The sequence below is a fragment of the Luteitalea sp. TBR-22 genome (assembly GCF_016865485.1).
Lineage (GTDB): Bacteria > Acidobacteriota > Vicinamibacteria > Vicinamibacterales > Vicinamibacteraceae > Luteitalea.
In genome coordinates, this window is sequence record NZ_AP024452.1 from 6,395,926 (window position 1) to 6,414,153 (window position 18,228).

Consider the following 18,228-nt stretch of genomic DNA (forward strand, 5'->3'; position numbering starts at 1 on the left):
TTCTACCGAGGTGGCAGATTGATGCGTGCCGTATACATCCGCGCGGCCTCAACACGGCCTCGATAGCGTGCCCAGTGCACGCGACGCTCCAACCGCCCCCCGGCCAGTATCATGCGCTTCAGACAGCGGAACAACTGAGAGAACGACGTCTCGGCCTCTGGTGATTGCCTGTCCCACTTGAACGACATCAGCGCCTCACTAGCCGCCAGGCCCTTGGAGATCGCGACGATATACGACGGTTCCACCCTGCGCTCGGGGATCAGGTGAGTCACTTTCAGCGACGGGAAGAGACCCATGCCCATTCCAGATTCGCAGGCAACGAAGCACATCTCCGTGTCGCCGCCACTCAGCAGCATGCCGCCCACTCGGTCCAGAATCTGGAACGGGGCCTCTCGAAGGTGGGTGACATAGGCTTCAGCAACCTGCCTGCGAACACACAAGCCCGCTCCCCAAGGCTCCGCTGAACTGCAGCGCCTCACGTTGGTCCATGTTGCCCGTGTCACGTCGCGCAATGCGAGCGCCGACAGGAATGGCACCACATCTGGCTCAGGCTGCTTCTCGAACTCCGGGACGATTGCGCCGCCCCACGCGCCCAACTGGGGCCACTCGGACGCGATGTCACAACACGCTTGAAGATATCCAGGATCAAGAACGTTGTCGTCATCGATGAAGAGCAACGTTTCCCCTCGGGATTCAGCTATGCCGCGGAACCGCGCGTGCGTCAAACCTAGCCTGTGCTCCGTGATTACTCGGGCTTGTGGATGCCAGCCGAGTTCCAGTCTGTCCTCTAGTGGATCACTGCTGCCGTTATCAATAACGAGTAGTTCCCACAGAGACTTCTCGAGTTCCTGCATTGATAGTGCATTCAGTACCCTGTTCAGGTACTCCATGCGCGGGTTGTGAGTACACACGATAGCGCTGATCATCCGACGACCCTCGAACCGCCCGCGTACGACTTCAATGCAGCGACCCCGTCGCTCAGCAGGACTTGTGCGTTCCGACGGTACGCTGGTACCACCATCAGAACGCCTATGACGGCAAGGGACGCGCTCCCAACACCAGACAGTAGTTGCACTAGGGGCGTGGATGAGTTCAACGAGCTGCTAACGGAGCTCGCTACCGCGAACGCGAGGCACCACAGCGGGGCGTGGCGCCAGAATACGCTCCAGAGGTCCGTAGACAACACCGGGCCTCGGCGTCCGCAGATATGGAAGAGGACTGGAAGGCTGAGGAGAAGTGATGCGACCGAGTATGAGTATGCAACCCCAACCGCGCCAAAGCGGACGCCTGCTACGTAGGACGCGATAGAGACCGTCGCGACCGCGGCATTCAGTCCGACATACTCTCGCGCGCGTCCCTGACTTATCAGAAGCCATCCGCTGGGAGCGGCTAGCGGGAGGAACAGCGCTGCCAGCGAGAACGCTCGGAATACCGGCGCCGAATCACTCCAACGAGGGCCGAGCAGGACCAGCGTCATTGGACCGGCAAGCGCAAGACAGATCCCTGCGAACGGAAAACCCACGAGAGCTACCGCACCGTAGAAACGAAGGAAAGCACGTCGGTACCGTGCGGGATCGCCGTTGAGACGAGAAAGCGCTGGCACTATGACCGGGCCGATTGGCATCAAGAACTGGTCGACTGGGCGCATCAGGAGTATGTACGCTCGACTGTATAGCCCCACGACTTCGGCGCCGTGCACACGCCCCAAGAGCACGTTGTCCACGTTGCGGGACAGAATGTGCAGCAGCGAGCCAGCCGTCATCGAGGCTCCGAAACTCAGAAGTTCACGAGTTCCGACGCCACGTGCCGGCAACCGAGGTCTCCACCCGGATGCGCTCCAGGTCAGTACCAGCGTGCACGCCTCCAGCGCCAGCGATGAGGCGATCAGAGACCAGTATCCCCACCCGGCTGATGCCAGCACTACGGCGACCACCAAGCTGACAGCGCCCGACGCGACTTCGATTGCTGCAAGTCGGCCGAAACGAAGTGACCGCGCCAACAGTGCTTGGTGCTGGACAATGCCTCCGCTGAGCACGAATCCGAGTGCCAATGCCACAGCTATGGCTGGCAGCCGTGAGTCGCGGTAGAAGGCTCCGATTAGTGGGCCGCTGGCTGCGAGCGTCAGCGCCAGAACTGCACCAATCCCTACGTTCACCCAGAAGAGATTTGACACCTGGGCCTGTGAGATTGAATCCCGCTGGATTGTTGCGGTCGATAGACCTGCGTCTCTGAATATGCGAAGCAGACTCGCCACGCTCGCCACCATGGCGACGAGACCAAAGTCCTGCGGCGCAAGAAGCCTTGCGAGAACCATCGCCGACAGGATTCCAAGCCCCGCCTTGGCCCCTTGCGCGAGTGCCGTCAGGATGCCGCCCGTTATGACCTGGCGACCGAGTACTGCCTGGCGCACCGCGGCGCGAGGTCCAGGTAGCTCTGGTGAGTCCTGAGGTTCATTTGGCGGCACTGATTCAGCTCTTTGTGAGGTCGACACTATCTTGCTTCGTGAGAGCGGCAGTTCGCCGCTGAAGCTTAGCCCACAGCGCCTTCGGCAGGATCGCGCCATACCATGAAAGGGACATCCGACCGGTCTCGACCTTGGCTATCTCCTCGCCTTGTAACAGAAAGGGAAGCAGTGCCGGATGCACCACCGGTGGGATCCGCGCCTCCTTACCGGCGAGTGTCGGTTCGCGCTTCGCCACAAAGATGTTTTGCCGGTACCACGGCTCAATCCGCTCATCAGCCCAGAGCATCCATCGCAGGCGGTCCGAGCAGGCGTAACCTTGTTCGTTGAACAACTGCTGCCAGTATGCTGGCCACTGGCAGTTGACGTGATGCTGTCCGGGCTGCCCGGGACAAGCGCCAGAGAAGTAGATCGTATCTGCGTGAGCCACGAGCGTCTCAATCAGGGTGCGAGCGTGTTCGGAGTCGAGGTGCTCGCCGACCTCGAGGCACAGGGCGACGTCGAAGCGCCGCGCAAGGCTGAATGGCTTCGTCAGCGGCTGCGTGAGGAAGTTCTCGGCGGGGAAATGTAGAGAGGCCGATGGGATACGTACGCCGTCCAGCCCCCAAGCATCCTTGACTCCGAGTTCACGCGCTGCCTGGACCCACTGCCCGATGCCACAGCCGACGTCGAGAAGGGACGCGGGACTGCCGCACTGGAACATCACCGAAAGTGCCGCCCGGGGACCCGACAGGGACGCGAGGTTCTGCCCATGATCGAAGGGCACTGAATTGCATGACTCGTGCTGGTCGCGTTGCATATTGTTCTGGGAGGGATTCGGCTGCGGTGTTACTGTTTTGTCCTGGTCTCCGATGGCGCCACTCGTCTCCGTCCTCATACCCGCCTACAACGCAGAGCGCTGGATCGCTGATGCCGTTCGGTCCGCCACCTCGCAGACGTGGCAGCGGCTCGAGGTGATTGCGGTCGACGACGGCTCTTCCGACGCCACGCTTGCTGTACTGCAATCCCTTGCATCACCGCGGGTCCAGGTGCTGTCGCAGAAGAATCGTGGCGCGAGTGCGGCCCGCAACCTGGCGCTGCGTGCTGCCCAGGGCGAGTTCATACAGTGGCTGGACGCGGACGATCTCCTGTCCCCGAGCAAGATCGCCAGGCAGTTGGCGGAAGGACGCGAAGACACGGCGCTGTACTCGTCCGCCTGGGGGCGCTTTCGTGCGTGCCCCGCAAGGGCTCGGTTCGAGCGGTCGGCACTGTGGACGGATCTGTCGCCGGCCGAATGGGCAATTCGAAAGTTCAGAGACAATTCCTGGATGGCCATCGAGTCTTGGTTGGTCAGCCGAAGGCTTGCGGAGGCGGCAGGCCCCTGGGACGAAACGTTGTCGATGGACGATGATGGTGAGTACTTCTCGCGCGTCATGGCGGTGAGCTCGGGTATCAGATTCGTTGCCGACTCCTGCTCCTACGTCCGTCGCGGACCAGCGGGGAGCCTTAGCCAGCAAGTCCATTCTCCTGACAGACTGGCCTCGCAACTTCGCTCGTCGATCCTGCAGGTGCGGAGGCTGCGTGCGCTCGACTCCTCCGAGGCTTCACGATCGGCTATCCTTTCGTACCTTCAACGTCTATATCCCCTGTTCTATCCCGATCATCCCGCGCTGATTGCTCACCTCGGCCAGTTTGCGCAAGAGTTCGATGGAATTCTGGTCGCGCCGCAGGAGGCTCAGGGGTGGGTGCTCCTTGACCGTCTCGGGCTCCGTGCGTCGATACAACGGGGCCGGCGGATCCTTCCACGGGTGCGCGCCGCGGCCGCCTACCGCCTTGAGAAGTGTGCCTGCTGGTTTTTGACCAAGAGCCCCGATTGACCGGAACACGCGGAGGCGGCATTGAGGACGCGCTTGTCGTTCCTTGTCGTCCAGCTCCGCCCATGGACGACCGGGCGGTGAGAGGTGCGGTCAGGATCGGGAGATCGATCGCAGCCAAGAGCAGCACCCAGTACATGTTGCTCACGCCGAGATCGACGGTTTCGGTCCAGCCATAGAGCGCTACCACCAGCAGCAAGCTGATCCTAAGAACGCCCTGTTGGTACGATGCCGTCAGACAGCGCACGCTGCTCCATACCCCCCGGAGCCACACGAGCCCGTACAGTGCCAGCCCGACTAGCCCGAGATTCAGGTACAAATCGAGATAGGTGTTGTGCACTGAAACGACCTGCCATCTCTCAAAGATGCGGCTGTGTTGCTCTGTCAGTGAAAAGCTCTGCCAGCCGAAGCCCACTAGCGGGTTGGCCGCCGTAGCCAAGAGGTCTTCCCACATCGGCACTCTGGTGGTCAGATCAGGACGACGGTTCAGTAGTCCCAGAAGGACTGCATTGATGTCGAAGCCGAACTGCAGGATGACGTAACTGGAGGCCGTTGCTGCGAGTACCAGCGCGAGGCGGGTTGGACGCGAGGCGATCTGCGGTGACCGGCCGATGAAATGCACTCCCGTCGCAGTCGCCAGGCATACTAGGGCGGTGGCGCTGTCGGCAAGCAGCATGAGCCACGCCACCATCGCGAGGACCGGCAGGGCGACGTGCCAAGGGAGCCGGCCGCCGTTGTTTCCGCCGGTGGGCCTGACGTGAAGCAGGTTCCAAGAAGCGTAGAGGCCTGTCAGCATGCACAGTTCACCCAGGGAGTTCTTCTGCGTAGTCACTCCCGTCATCATTTGTGCCCCTGTGGAGTGATACTGGCGGCCAATCTCTGGGTAGTACTTAATGAAGAGAATCGAGAGCGGCAGGAGAACCACGCTCAGTGAAGTCATGACCGACCTCAGCGCCTTGTAAGGGTACTTGTCAGTGAGGATCACCAAGGCGGCCGCCACGGTACCGGTGCTCTTGATCAGTCTTTTCAGGGCTACTACCGGGTCCGCGCTCCACGTGATGCTGAGCAAGCCAAATGCATAGAGCGCGCACAAGGTCCAGTTGGCACCCAGCAACGAAGGCCAGTTGATGTTTCTTCGTGCCAGCGAGACCGCCATCAGCGTCATCAGGACGAGGAACGCCACCATGTCGATCGGGCTCCCGTCGGCCGCAGACCCTCCGCCCGTCATGCCTATGCCGACGATGGCCAGCCAGCGCGACAGAAAGCGGGAACCGGCCAGGAGCACCCAGGCGAATGCTACCCAGCGCGCGCGGGATGCCTGGGGGGGCGGCTCGGCCGACCATCGCAGTAGGACCGCGATGAAGGCGAGGCACGCGATCGCTGCAAGCTGTCTAGGCACGACCTCGCAGGACGACGTCCAAGGCTCGGCCGACCGGCAGAATCCGAGCTCCTGAGCCGACAGCGCGACGCACGACCTCAGAGAAGAAGGACGGCGTGCATCCAAAGGGTGTGGGCTGCTCGTCGATATCGTGGGTTGCCACGATCAACCACCCCTTTGCGGCGCAGGCTTCGTTGATGATCCGCTCGACCTCGCCGATGTCGCCGTTTGCCTTCTCCAGGAAGAACGCCGATAGCTGATTGAGGTCACAGTAGCCGGCGTTGATCTTTTGTCCGCCGAGCCGGGAGCAACGGAACAGATTCGAGGTCAGGATCTTGGTTCGCGGACGGGGTGGTGCGATCGGATATGAGAACGTCTCGAACCGGCCTTCCGGCAGCAGGTCGGCCAGAACATCTCGATTCCTGAGGACGTCCGCCCGAAATCTTGCCGGAGCCGTGTTCCAAGAGTGGCAGTGGCTGTACGTATGGCACCCCAGTTCGTGTCCCGAGGCGAGCAGGCCAGGAAGCGCAGCTCCCTCGACAATGCGACCAGTAGGAGTTGGCATGCCCAGCAGCCCGAGGCTGACGTAGTACGTGGCGGTAGCACCGTGCCGCTCGAGAATGGGCCCTCCGGAGCGCAGCGCGCTGGCGGGGAAGTCGTCGAACGTGAAGGAGATTAGCGGATCGGCCAGGTCAACGGGCACTGTGCGGCGGCTAAAGTACGAAGCCACCTGCCGCCGGTATCGGCTTCGGGCGCCATCGAGGTGTCTGATGAACATGGACCCTTGCATCAAGTGCGCTCGGCGGCCGAACTCAGCCCCGCCGCAGAGAGCAAGAGAGCCAGCGAGTACGCAGCCTTTTGCCAGATCCGCACGCCAACTGATCTTGGCAGAGCGACCGCCGGCAGAGCCGCAGCCGTACATACCACCGCGTAGATGGCTTCCCTGGCCATTCGGCGCAATGAAAGGGAGGGCCCGAGTCCCAGGCGATGCGCACTCCCGGTGATGCTGCCGGACCGCCACTCCCTTATCACGTGGTAGCGGATGGTCCATCGACTGGTTGGAACGGCCTCGCTGACGACCGCCTCGTCACACCACACGAACTGCAGGCCACGTGCAAACTGCCGCTGGAAGAAGTCGCTGTCCTCGCCGCCTGTGCGCCCGAACTCTGGGCGAAACCACGGGCCTGCCCCAATGCGCTCGCGCCTCAGGACAACGTTTCCCGTGCGGGCGTCTCGCTGCTCCACACGGCTTCCCGTCGTGAGTCGCCGTCGTTGAGTGGCGGCCAGAGAACGCAGCCAGGAGGGCGCACCCAGGGGATACTCCGGAATGACCGGTCCGAGTACGCCGTCTGCGCCTGTCTCTTCGAGCGTGTTCAGAGCGTTCAGCAGCCACCTCTTGGATGGCAGCTCATCGTCGTCGATGAGGGCGAGGATGGGCGCCGTGGCCGACGCCAGGGCGGTGTTGCGGGCGATGGAGATGTTGCGGGAAGGCTCAGCCACGTAACGTACGGGGCTTCCTCCCGCTGTCACGAACTCACGAACGACCGCTTCTGCTGATGCCTCTGGAGCGTTGTCAACCACCACGATCTCTAGCTCGACGTGGCCCGGAAGATCCTGCTGTCGCATGGCCTCCAACAAGCGCTTGAGCAGGACAGGCCGGCGGAATGTGCAGACGCAGACCGAGATGTCAGGCATGAGCCTGTACACCCAAAGCCCAGTCCCCCGTTCGGAACCAGGAGCGTTTTGCCCGGTCGAGCTCAGAACTGACGGCCTTTCGTCGCTCAGGCATCGTGATGCAGCTCCGGGCGCCGCCTTCTGTATGGGGTGCTGTTGGCTCTGTTTTTGCTAAGGGTATGATGGAAGAGATTCCACGGAAGGGCGTGGCTTCGGGAGCGCGGAGAACCTGCATGAGATCCAGTTTGACCCTCGTCATCCTTGTCGTGGCCGTCGCAGTTGCAAGTGCTTCTACTGCCAGCGCGGCCACGCGGACCGCTGCTAGTTGCGCCATGAGCGATGTACAGGCGGCCGTGAACGCCGCGGCAGACGGCGACGAGGTTCGATTGCCGCAGGGCACCTGCACATGGTCGGGCTACGTGTCTACAGGCGTCAAGCGCATCGCGCTGGTTGGAGCCGGGAAGGCGGCAACGGTCATCGTGGCGGCCAGCAATGGGCAGGCCGTGTTCGGAATAGCCGCTGACGGAGCCAGCATTTCGGCGATGACCCTCGATGGCGGTGCCAGCATCGGTGTCGGGTCGAACCGGGATTGGCGCATCCATGACATCCGCTTTCGGGGCAATGCCGCGTACACGGCCGTCTACGTCCGCGGGACCAACGCTTCCATGCACCCACGCGGATTGATCGACCACTGCGAGTTCCTCAACGGTCGTGTTCTCGTGCATGGGTACGCGGGTGTGGGCCCTACAGACCTTCGCAATACTAATCACTGGTCAGAACCACTCGCACTGGGCTCGGCCGAGGCGGTTTACGTGGAAGCCAACGCCTTCACGTTCACAGTCTTCTACAATGCGATAGATTGCGAGTACTCTGGGCGAATGGTTTTCCGGTACAACAGCGTCACGGATTCCTACTTGGAGTCTCACTCCATCCAGGGGCATGCGCGAGCGTGTCGCAAGTGGGAGATTTACGACAACACCCTCCGTCAGGCCAACACCTCGGTGTACCGGCCGATGTTTCTCAGAGGCGGCACCGGCGTCGTTTTTGGGAACACGTTCACGGGTAACTTCACCGCTCCGGCCATTCATCTCGACAACGTCAGGACGTTCACCAATGTCGGAGGGGAGGTGGGCCAGTGCAGCGGCGCCTCGGTCTGGGACGGAAACGCCGAGTCGAACGGGTACCCGTGTCGTGACCAGATCGGGAGAGGACGGGATGCTGCCCTCTGGTCGGCTGCGCCATATCCCGCGCAGTCGTTGGAGCCAGCGTACTTCTGGGACAACACCATCAACGGAGCCGTACTCGGAGTGGAGGTCGTCAATGGGTCAGCGGTCCACATCAAGTCCGGCCGCGACTACGTCGCCAACGCGGGTGCCAAGCCAGGGTACGTGCCGTACCAGTATCCCCACCCGTTGTCCACGCCGGCGGCGCCGAGTAATCTCCGACTGATACCGGGACAGTGACCGCTACGCAGCGCCTCGGGTCGCATGCCAGCGGGCGCGCAGCGATACGAGGCGGGAGCGGAGTGCCGGAGGAATCCGATCCTTCAGCGGTCGGTGCAAACCGAGCTTGAGTCCTACACGGCCAACGGCGCTCAAGGGAATGAAGTAGCGCGGAACGTCGACGCGTTCAAAGCCGTTGGCCTGCTTGAAGTCGACCAGGGATCCGCTCTCCTTGGAACCATAGGCATAGTGCCCATAGACCAACTGCTTCACACCGCGGCGCGCGCAGACTTCGACCGCCTTCGCAAGCAGGGCGTTTGTCGGACGACGGTCCTGGTGCGCAACCGTCGACAGAATCTGCATGAGCGCACTCACGCCAGGCTCGATCTCCACCATCTTGAGAAAGCCGACGAAGTCGCCGTCGGCATGAGCCGTCAAGAACACGCTCCTGTCCAGGAACGTGGCATTGTCGGCGCGGACAACGGCGAGATCCTTGCCGAAGTGCCAGAACGGACGGCCCTGTCGAACTGGAACCTCGTTGTAGACGCGGTGGATCCCGGCGACAAGTTCGTCGTTGAAGGGAGCTTCTGCCACCACGATCCCTTCCCGCTCGGCCTTCCGGATGTGCTTCCGGACGCTCCTGTTGACCTTGTCGAACCATTCCTCGTACGACGAGAAGGTCGCCACGGCGAGGGATTCGTTCTCGGTCGCGAAGTCGAGCCTCAGTGAAGGGGCTGGCAGGCGCTCGGCGATGGTGAACACATCGGGACACCCGCTTGCCGACCTGAGAGTGCGGATGATCGACTCCAGCGGTGGGAGAGAGTCTGACGGGAGCCAGAACTCGTCGAGGATCGAGCCGACACTCATTACGCCCCTGCGCACCACGACCTTCAGGTCGTCGCCTATCGGTATGGCGGCTCGACGCGTCCGGACACCCTTTTCGGTCGTCTCTGCTGAATGGGCTTCCATGGGCTCGTTCAGCAAGGCTGGGACAGCAGGGACCGCGTTGCGACCGTGAGCGTCAACGCGAGATCGATGTTCGAGGCATGATTCTGTCGGTCCGAGTAGAACTCGTCGACCATCGCTCGAACTCGCGTGCGCTCGAGATAGGCTGGCAAGTCGCTGCCGCAGAGCGTGTCTCTCACATACGGCTCCAGATCGTTCCGCAGCAACGCACGGAGGTGGTAGAACTTGTGGCGGCCGAGCAGTCTCGATTCGACTCCCATCACTCGTCGCAACCGTGGTCGTCTCGTCAGCAGGTCAGGCATTCCCGTGTTGGCGAGGTACTCGGCCTTGAAGGTGACCTCCCTCCAGAAACGGAGGAGGTATCGTCTGGCCGACCAACCTCGACCGAGCAGTCCGCGGTCCGTGGGAACGTCGAGCAGCTGTGGACTGTGGTCGTTGATGACGCGCACGGACAGTGCTGTCCCATCCATCGCAGGTGGAGCCTGGTAGACGAGACGGACGATTTCATTGTCCAGGAAGGGTGTCGTCGTCACGACTTGTGACGTCTCGACGGCTCGGCGGCCATAGCCATGGTCCGGTGCTTGATGGAAGGCCGCGAATGACACCGGATGCCAGCGGGCTATCTCGCCAAACTCGGCATGGGCCTCCGCCGCGTCAGCACGAAGATCTGGGCACAACACGGCTACACGTTTGAGGCTGGCGCCGACGGCTCTGGCGCCCCTGAGAATCTCGCTGCCGTAGTTGCCTGTGATGCGAACCGGCGCGATGCGACTCGCCAGGGTGTTCACGTACAACTCTGCCGCGCCGGGCAGTCCGATGTAGCCGTCCGATATCCACACGGACCGTTCGAACCAGGTATCTGCAGACCTGGCAAATCCTGCATCCAGGGAAAGCGCCTCGAAGGGCACCTCGCACCGGTGGGCGAGTTCGCGTCCAATTCGAACGTCGAACGGCTCTCGCACAGGCCCGCCGAAGGAGTAGCAAGGAAGCGTGCGGCGTGCGGCATTCGCGACCGAGAGGACCATGCGCGAATCGAGTCCGCCCGTCAGCGAGAGAGCGGCATCTACATCCTGCAGCTGGCGCATCGTCGCCCTGGCGAACTCGACAGAGAACTGTGCGGCGAAGGTCTCAGGCTCGAGCGCGTTCTGATCTTCCCAGTCTCGGCGGTCGAAGTATGTCCGCCGCTCGATGGCACCATCTGGCTCCAAGAACAATACTTGCGCCGGCGGCAGTACCTGGATGCCCGTGAACAGTGAAGTGCCTGACAGTGTGCACCCGCACACGACCATCTGGGCGAGACCTCTGCGATCGATACTGGTCGGCTCGGGGTGGCCGGCGATGACGCCTCGCGCACACGAAGCGACGCACACTCCGGTGCTCGTGAAGCGCGCAAACAGCCGCTGGACACCGAATCGGTCGTTGAAGATGGCCGTTCGGCCCGTACGTCGATCGACGACGACGCCGGCGTACGTGCCGTTCAAGGTCAGCAGCCTGCTCATGAAGCCAGGTCGGTCACCCGAATGCCAGGCCGCGGCAAGCTCGTTCAGTCGGTCGGCGGCATCATTAGAGGCTCCAAGATCCACTTGTCCGATCATGGTCAGGAACGAATGGCCGGTGTCGATCAGCAGAGGCGCGGCGGACGGGGCTCTGGCCTGCAACCGAGACGTCTGAACGTGAACGCCGAGTTCGTCGAGATTGAGCTGTGAGCCTTGACCTGGCGCGGTCGCGGATGCTCGGTGCATGGCCGCGAGTGTGGCGCGCGCTTCTTTGGCCGGTAGGGGTCCGACGTAGGCAACGAGGCTCGACATGCGGTCGTCAGTCGGCAATCGGCACAACGGCCGACAACAGTGCCGCCAGCCCCCTGTACGTTGTCGCCTGAGCCCAATGCAGCATCGGCGCCTTCGCCTTCATGATCGGGTAGGCACGGTAGTAAAAATGCCCATCAGGCGCCTGCATGTTGGCGATCGTCCAGCCAGCGACCCGGTGCGCGAGGTCAAGACAGTCAGGCCGTGTCTTGCCGAAGCGCGCGAGAGTCTCGATGGACTGCGCTGCACACTGGCTGTCGATCGGCTGCGTGCGGTCGTGGTAGTACCGGGGGCACCCGTCCTCGCGGAAGAAGTGCGCAATGTAGTACTCCAGCCCCCTGGCAATTGCGGCGTCGAACCGGCTGTCGCCGGTGGCGTCCGCGTAGCACTTGAGACTATCGAGGTTGTAGCCGGTGTGAAAGTTGTCGATCCAGTGGTATTTGTCCTCTTCGGCATACCACCAGGACCCGTCCGGTCGCTGCCGCGAACAGCTGTACTCCATCGCGGCCGTCGCTGTTGCCGTGTAGTCGCTGTTGCCGGTCAAGCGCCCCGTTCGCGCCAGGAACGCGGCCCCGAGCATGTTGGCGTTGTGGATCGACTCCTGTTCGATCATGTGATAGCTGATGCACGTACCGTCGCTGGTTCGCTCACGCGGCAGGTCCATGATCCAGTCACATGCGCTTTCGGCGATCCGGAGGTAACGAGGCTCGCCGAGGGCTTCGTACCCGTCGAGGAACGCCAGCCCGATCAGCGACGTCCACACGATGATCGACTCGTCCTTGGAGTAGCGGCCACCCCGGCTGGCGAAGTCGAAGTGGTTTGCCCACGAATGCTTCTCGAACTTCGGTGACTTGTGCACGATCAGCCAGTCGAGGCACGCGCGAGCCCTGGCTGCATAGCTGTCGTCGCCGGTCAGCTTCCACATTTCAATGTACGCCGCGGCCATGTAGCCGCGGCCCTTGGTGGATGGCAGCGGTCTGATCCCGAGCAGCGGGCGCAGGTTGAGCGGGCTCTGACGCACAGCCTGCATCAGGAGCCGCTCGCACAACAGGTTGCCGAACGTCAGCGAGCGAAGCGGTGACGACAGGCCGTCGAAGGGCTCGTAGGCCATGTATTCGTGCTGCTCGACCCACTGCTCCACTCGCTTGAGGCTCTGGTACACGGCCCCGGATCGTGCGTCGAGCGACTCGGGTGAGAACGCTCGCGAATAGGTTTTCATGTGTAAGCTCATCGGGTCGTCACGCGGTCCTGCGGACCAGGGCTGATCGCAATCGTGCCATCTGCTCCGATCTATTGAACCGCGCGAGCTCTGGCGAGACCACGCGGCGCTTGCCCGACAGCAGCGCCCAGAAGTATCCGGTCAGGAGTGCGGCACCACCCACCAGATGGGGCCGTCGCGTCATCTGATACGCGCCCCTGAAGAGTTGCCATGCCGGGTGGCCGCCGAGCGCGAAGTCCTTCTGGCCGTGCCGGAACAGAGCGCGGACCTTACCCTGTGAGGCGCCCGTACCCATCGGCCGATGGTGGATGCTGATGCGCTCGGTGAAGGTCCTGGTCTGCCAGCCCTTCATGCGAGCCGTGGTGACGGCCACCCAATCGATGCCTCCGCCGGGTATCGGGACGTACCCCCCGATCTCCTCGAAGCACTCCCTCCTGAACAGTTGGCAGGCGCCCGACACATGGTTCTGGTTCGTGTAGCGGTAATCGTACGTCGCTCCACCCTCGGCGAAGGGAGTTCCGGCCACGCCGAGTCGCGGGCTGTCGCTGAACTTCTTCAGAAGGAACTCGAAATAGTCCGGCCCAAACGAGATGTCCGCATCAAGGCTGCCAATGACGTCGTAACGAACGGCCGAGAGCCTGGCAAGGCCGGCATTGAAGGCCTGCACTTTCGCAGCGAAGTCCCGCGAGCGATCCTGCGACAGGCAGACCAGTTCGATGAAAGGCGCCGAAGCCGCATACTCGGCGACCAGCCGCTCCGTGGCGTCAGTGGAACCGTCGCTCACGATGACCCACCGCACGGGCAGTACGGTCTGCCGCGCCACTGACTCGAGGGTTTTGCCGATGTAGTCCGCCTCGTTCCGGGCCGGCGTGACGAGAGCGTAGGAGAGGTCGCTCATCAAAGGCACGAACGCAGGCTGTTCACCACATGGTCGGCTTGCGCGCCGCTCAACTCGGGAAACATGGGAAGCGAAAGAACGTCTCCCGACGCTCGCAATGCCTCTGGGAAGTCCGCGGGAGCGTGGCCGAGGTGCCGGTATGCCTCGAGGTGCGGCAGGGCAATCGGATAGTGGATGCCGGTCTCGATGCCGCTCGTCTTGAGGGAAGCCTGAATCGCATCGCGACGCGCCGCAGGCACGCGCACCACGTACAGGTGGTAGACCGCGCGGACATCCGGAAGCTCGTATGGCAGCGTGACCGGCGTCTCCTGGAGCAGAGCCGTGTACCGGGCGGCGTTCGAGCGGCGCGCCTCGGTCCATCGCTCGAGGTGCGCGAGCTTCACCCGAAGAATGGCCGCCTGGAGGCCGTCCAGTCGGCTGTTGACACCCTCCATCGTGTGGTCGTACTTGGCGATGCGCCCGTGGTTGGCAATCATGCGGGCCCGCGTTGCCACGTCGGCATCGGCGGTCACGATCGCCCCGGCATCGCCGTACGCACCCAGGTTCTTTCCCGGATAGAAGGAGTAGCAGGTCGCGTCGGCCAGGGTCGCAATCGGCTGCTGCCTGTACAGCGCGCCGTGAGCTTGTGCGGCATCGCCAACAATCCGCAGGCCATGCCTGAAGGCGATGTCGCGGATGGGATCCATGTCGGCAGGCTGGCCATAGAGATGGACCGGCACGATCGCCCGAGTAGCCGCGGTGATCTTCTCCTCTATGCGAGAGACGTCGATGTTGCACGTTCTCGGATCGATGTCCACGAAGACCGGCGACGCACCAGCCATCGTGATCGCTTCCGACGTCGCGATGAAGGAGTTCGCGGCCGTGATCACCTCGTGACCTGCGCCGATCCCGAGCGCCCGTAATGCGATGGCGATGGCATCGGTCCCGTTGGCCACACCGACGCAGTGCCCAACACCGCAGTACCTGGCGAACTCCTCTTCGAAGCTCTTGACTTGTGGTCCACCGATGAACGACGTCCGATTCAGGACATCAGCGATCGCCGCATCGACCTCCGTCTTGATGGACGCGTATTGCGCCTGCAGGTCGACGAATGGCACATGGAGGTGCTTCTCGGTGATGGGCATGAGCATCTCTGACGGATGGAAACGTTGGGTCGGGGCTACTCGTTTGCAGTCGTGCCGTACGGGAGATTCGAGACGTGGTTGACGACCCGCGCTGGGTTGCCAACAACGACGGCATATGGCGGCACATCATGGACCACGACTGACCCGGCGCCGACCACGGCGTTCGCGCCGATCTCCACTCCGGGGAGCAGCGTCGCATTGGCACCAATCTTCGCGCCGCGGCGGATGATCGGTCCACGCAAGGATTCCTTCACGCCGGGCGACTGGGGGTATCTGGCGTTGGTCAGGACGACGTTCGGGCCGATCCAGCAACCTTCCTCGAGCACCGAGAACTCGGGGATGAAGGCCTGCGTGTGAATTCTGACACCATGACCGATCTCGACATGGTGCTCGATCACGGACATCGTGCCGATGCTCACGTCGTCGCCAATCGTGTTCGACTCGCGGATGTTCACCTTGTTGCCGGTCTGCAGGTTTGCGCCGATCGTGTTGCCGGCATAGACCACCGTGTGCGACCTGATGCAGGCACCGGCGCCGATTCGCGTCGGAAGTTCTCCCTCGGCGCGACCGCGCGGCGGCACGCCGATGAGGCAGAAATCTTCAACGATGGTGCCGTCCCCGAGATCGACGCCTTCGTAGATCTTGAATGTGGTCACTTGTACAGCGCCTCGGTGCGCGTGACGGCCTCGCTGCTGACAAGGCTCCTGTAGAAATCCACGAGCTCAGGCCCTTGTTGGTGCCACCCATGCTGATTCAGGAACTCGGCGGCCTTGCGGGGTTGCTCTCGGCGCCGGATCTGATCGCCGAGCAGTCTCTCGATGGCCTCTGCCATCGATGCCACGTCCCCGGGCTCGTAGTACATGACCATCTCGTCCGAGAAGTAGTGACTGATCGTCCTGAGGCGAGGCACCACCGCTGGAATGCCAAGCGCGGCATACTCCAGCAACTTCACCGGCAACATCAGTTCGCCTGCCGGGGACCGACGGTTGCCGACGACGCCCACGTCCATCGACGCCAGTCGATCGGGTAGCTCCTCGAGTGGATAGCCCTGCGGACGGAAATGGATACGGTCCGCCACGCCGAGTTGACTGGCGAGCGCCTGGAACGCAGGCAGGTCGTCGCCCCCACCCCAGAGATGAAGACGCAATCGCGGCAGTCGCTCGGCAAGTGCGTGCACAGCCCGGAGCACGAGATCGACCCCAAGCCGCGACGCCATGGTCCCGTGGTACACGAGATTGAACGCGCCATCGGGCCGCGCGGCGACTGAACCTTGTGTCGGCACGAAGATGCGCGGATCGGGGACGTTCATGGACACGAAGGTCTTGCCCGCAGGCAGCCCTCGCGTGATCAGCGCGTCGCGCTGGGGATGGTTGACGCAGATGACCCGGTCGGCGATCAGCGTGCCGAGCCTCTCTTCCAGGCAGAGCAGCTTCCAGCGCAGTGCGCCGTTGGCAAACTTGCTGGCAAACGTCTCCGGTATGGAGTCGTGAATGTCCAGCACCACTCGGCTACCCCTCAGCCTCGGTACGAGGCCAGCGAAGGAGAGGATGTCCGGGAGGTTGTGACAGTGGACGACATCCACTCTGGCTTCGCGGGACAACTGAACGCAGGCAACGGATGCCTTGAGCAGGAAGCGGCCATATGAGGCAAGGTACGCTGCGCCACTCTTGCCCCGGTACTTCGGCACATCAAGTTCACGAACATCGACGCCGTCCAGCATGTAGCGGCGGGGCCGATCGCTCGTGCGGTTCGAGAAGCACACGACGCGGAAGCCATTTGCGGCGAGGGTCTCGGCCTCCCGCCTCACTCGGGCATCGTTGTCGTAGTTGGTGTAGACCACCATCGCCACGAGGTGGTCCCTGCTTTGGCTGGTCACAGTTGCACGACCAAGGCCGAAGCCGGTGCAAGCACATGGCTCTCGGTGTGCCCGGCGCTGCCTCGATCCACCTTGAACAATGCGCCCGGCAGCCCCGGTCGTGCAGCGAGAGCCTGCACGGCGACCTTACCATCGCTGGTACGGCTGAAGGCGATCGCCCGACGCCAACGGAACCACTCGACGGCGTCGCGGACGGTGGCGTACCAGGGCGCATGTGCGTCGAGTTGGGCGAGCAACGCGTCGTAGGCCCGCCCCCATTGCCGCTCCACCACGAGGCTACGGTCGTGCCAGTTCACGATGATGGCGCCGCCAGCATTGCGCGCGTGCATGATGATCGGCTCGCAGCGCGCGATGCCTTCAGCCGTCGACAAACCGAGTCGATCGGGAAAGAAGAGCGCCGTGTCCATGATGTGGAGCGGAATCTCGAGGAGGTGGGTACAACCCGGGGGCATGAATGCCTGTGATGTGCCGGCGCGATAACCCACGGCTTCGTTGTAGCCTGATGTCGAGTCGTAGTCGAAACCTGCCTCGTCGAGTCGTCGAGCGGAGCCTTGGTCGAAATATAGCCAGTGCATCCGGACGCCGGACACCGGACGGCCCGACGCGGCCCCGACGCGAGCGCACTCGCGCACCGCGTCCGTTGTGTCTCGCCAGGCATCGAGTCCGTGCAGCGCGATCTCCCGGCCCTCCGCTGCCGCAGCCGCGAGCTCGTCCCGCACGTCGTCGGCCTGGTATCGGACCGCCCTCGTCGGCTCGACGTCACCCCGAGGTGACACACCTGCGTGATTCCTCGTGGGAACGACGAAGAACGTCGAGCTTCGCGAAGCGTCGGCCAGGCTGTAATCGTCGAAAGGACGCCAGGGATCGGACTTGAGGCCCAGCAAGACCAGTGGCCACGAGAGCACGCCACCTAGATTCTTCAAAGCCTCAGACCACGTTCGGCGCCCGTTGACCAGGTCCCGTAGGGTGCCGAGGCTTGCCCTGGACAGGAAGCCCGCCATGGTTCGGTCGACGCCATGCCGACGCATACCGGCGAAGTCGATGTCGTGCGTCAAGCAACAGATGAACGGGAACCCCGACGGCCGTGGTTCAACCTCGACGAACGTGACCTGGTTGTTCCGAAGGATCTGCTTGAGCGCCTCGATATGCAGGTCGAGCGACGGCCATGTCGCTTGCTCCGTGCCCTGTCCCTCGGTCAGCAGGTGGCGAACTTCAGCGAAGAGGTCGTACCCTACGCGGTGCCAGACGCAGCCCGCAAGGCCGGTGCTGTACTCCACTCCCCCTGATGACAGATCGAGGCCGCCAGTGGGGCACTCGAAGGTACACGAATGCCGGTGCAGCCAGGTCCTGACCCCAGCCACTTCGGTCTGCCGGCCGGACGGACGAGCAACGAGTATGACCTCGTTTGCCCGATCGATCTCCTGTCGCGCACTTCCGAATGCCACAACGACATCAGCCTTGACGTCGGCCGGAAGTTCGATGTTCGTGATCACGGCGCGGTAGTACTGCCCAGACGCAGCGGGTTCCCAGGC

The 18,228-nt window shown here is 62.9% G+C and carries 15 protein-coding genes and 1 pseudogene; 2 read left to right on the top strand and 14 right to left on the bottom strand.

Features of this window, described 5'->3' with window-relative positions; all coding sequences use genetic code 11:
* Positions 1-2: 2 nt before the first annotated feature.
* From TBR22_RS26350 to TBR22_RS26360, 3 genes are read right to left on the bottom strand one after another with little or no spacing between them, the layout of a single operon-like run.
* A complete protein-coding gene (locus TBR22_RS26350; RefSeq protein ID WP_239490832.1) occupies positions 3-926 on the bottom strand; it encodes a glycosyltransferase in 924 nt (307 codons plus the stop codon).
* A complete protein-coding gene (locus TBR22_RS26355) occupies positions 923-2,410 on the bottom strand; it encodes a lipopolysaccharide biosynthesis protein (protein ID WP_239490833.1) in 1,488 nt (495 codons plus the stop codon). Before TBR22_RS26355 ends, TBR22_RS26350 begins: the two co-directional genes overlap by 4 nt.
* A 58-nt stretch (positions 2,411-2,468) precedes the next feature.
* A complete protein-coding gene (locus TBR22_RS26360) occupies positions 2,469-3,338 on the bottom strand; it encodes a bifunctional 2-polyprenyl-6-hydroxyphenol methylase/3-demethylubiquinol 3-O-methyltransferase UbiG (RefSeq protein WP_239490834.1) in 870 nt (289 codons plus the stop codon).
* On the opposite strand from TBR22_RS26360, the pseudogene TBR22_RS27020 reads away from it, so the two are divergent.
* Positions 3,313-3,846 (top strand): annotated as a pseudogene (locus tag TBR22_RS27020) (glycosyltransferase family 2 protein); the annotation flags it as partial. The gene TBR22_RS26360 and the pseudogene TBR22_RS27020 sit on opposite strands and share 26 nt — an antisense overlap.
* A gap of 208 nt (positions 3,847-4,054) precedes the next feature.
* On the opposite strand, the gene TBR22_RS26365 reads toward TBR22_RS27020, so the two are convergent.
* The 3 genes from TBR22_RS26365 to TBR22_RS26375 all read right to left on the bottom strand — a co-directional run bounded on the left by TBR22_RS26365 (position 4,055) and on the right by TBR22_RS26375 (position 7,387).
* Positions 4,055-5,599, bottom strand: a complete 1,545-nt coding sequence (locus tag TBR22_RS26365; RefSeq protein ID WP_239490835.1) for an O-antigen ligase — start codon at positions 5,597-5,599, stop codon at positions 4,055-4,057.
* Between the two features lie 106 nt (positions 5,600-5,705).
* A complete protein-coding gene (locus TBR22_RS26370) occupies positions 5,706-6,470 on the bottom strand; it encodes a polysaccharide deacetylase family protein (RefSeq protein ID WP_239490836.1) in 765 nt (254 codons plus the stop codon).
* A gap of 11 nt (positions 6,471-6,481) precedes the next feature.
* Positions 6,482-7,387 carry a glycosyltransferase family 2 protein gene (locus TBR22_RS26375; protein ID WP_239490837.1) on the bottom strand — a complete coding sequence of 302 codons (906 nt, stop codon included), beginning with the start codon at positions 7,385-7,387 and terminating at the stop codon, positions 6,482-6,484.
* 311 nt (positions 7,388-7,698) lie between these two features.
* On the opposite strand from TBR22_RS26375, the gene TBR22_RS26380 reads away from it, so the two are divergent.
* Positions 7,699-8,829: a hypothetical protein gene (locus tag TBR22_RS26380; protein ID WP_239490838.1), complete on the top strand. Its 1,131-nt coding sequence runs from the start codon at positions 7,699-7,701 to the stop codon at positions 8,827-8,829.
* A gap of 3 nt (positions 8,830-8,832) precedes the next feature.
* On the opposite strand, the gene TBR22_RS26385 is transcribed toward TBR22_RS26380, so the two are convergent.
* Genes TBR22_RS26385 through TBR22_RS26425 form a run of 8 tightly spaced genes read right to left on the bottom strand, consistent with a single transcriptional unit; the run spans position 8,833 to position 18,189 of the window.
* Positions 8,833-9,777 (bottom strand): GNAT family N-acetyltransferase, encoded by a 945-nt coding sequence (locus tag TBR22_RS26385; protein WP_239490839.1) that lies wholly within the window; start codon positions 9,775-9,777, stop codon positions 8,833-8,835.
* An 8-nt stretch (positions 9,778-9,785) separates the two neighbouring features.
* Positions 9,786-11,582, bottom strand: coding sequence for a hypothetical protein (locus TBR22_RS26390; RefSeq protein ID WP_239490840.1), 1,797 nt, complete (start codon positions 11,580-11,582; stop codon positions 9,786-9,788).
* A 7-nt stretch (positions 11,583-11,589) separates the two neighbouring features.
* The gene (locus TBR22_RS26395) at positions 11,590-12,798 is read right to left on the bottom strand and encodes a hypothetical protein (protein WP_239490841.1); all 1,209 of its coding nucleotides are present in this window, start codon (positions 12,796-12,798) and stop codon (positions 11,590-11,592) included.
* Positions 12,799-12,817: 19 nt separating this feature from the next.
* Entirely contained in the window at positions 12,818-13,696 is an 879-nt protein-coding gene (locus tag TBR22_RS26400) for a glycosyltransferase family 2 protein (RefSeq protein ID WP_239490842.1), read from the bottom strand.
* On the bottom strand, positions 13,696-14,820 hold the full coding sequence (locus tag TBR22_RS26405) for a DegT/DnrJ/EryC1/StrS aminotransferase family protein (RefSeq protein ID WP_239490843.1): 1,125 nt from the start codon (positions 14,818-14,820) through the stop codon (positions 13,696-13,698). The genes TBR22_RS26400 and TBR22_RS26405 overlap by 1 nt, the downstream gene beginning before the upstream one ends.
* A gap of 35 nt (positions 14,821-14,855) precedes the next feature.
* Positions 14,856-15,476 carry an N-acetyltransferase gene (locus TBR22_RS26845; RefSeq protein WP_305068758.1) on the bottom strand — a complete coding sequence of 207 codons (621 nt, stop codon included), beginning with the start codon at positions 15,474-15,476 and terminating at the stop codon, positions 14,856-14,858.
* Complete coding sequence (locus TBR22_RS26420; protein ID WP_239493527.1) at positions 15,473-16,663, bottom strand: glycosyltransferase family 4 protein; 1,191 nt, start codon at positions 16,661-16,663, stop codon at positions 15,473-15,475. Before TBR22_RS26420 ends, TBR22_RS26845 begins: the two co-directional genes overlap by 4 nt.
* Positions 16,664-16,692: 29 nt before the next feature.
* Positions 16,693-18,189: a hypothetical protein gene (locus TBR22_RS26425; protein ID WP_239490844.1), complete on the bottom strand. Its 1,497-nt coding sequence runs from the start codon at positions 18,187-18,189 to the stop codon at positions 16,693-16,695.
* Positions 18,190-18,228 lie beyond the last annotated feature (39 nt).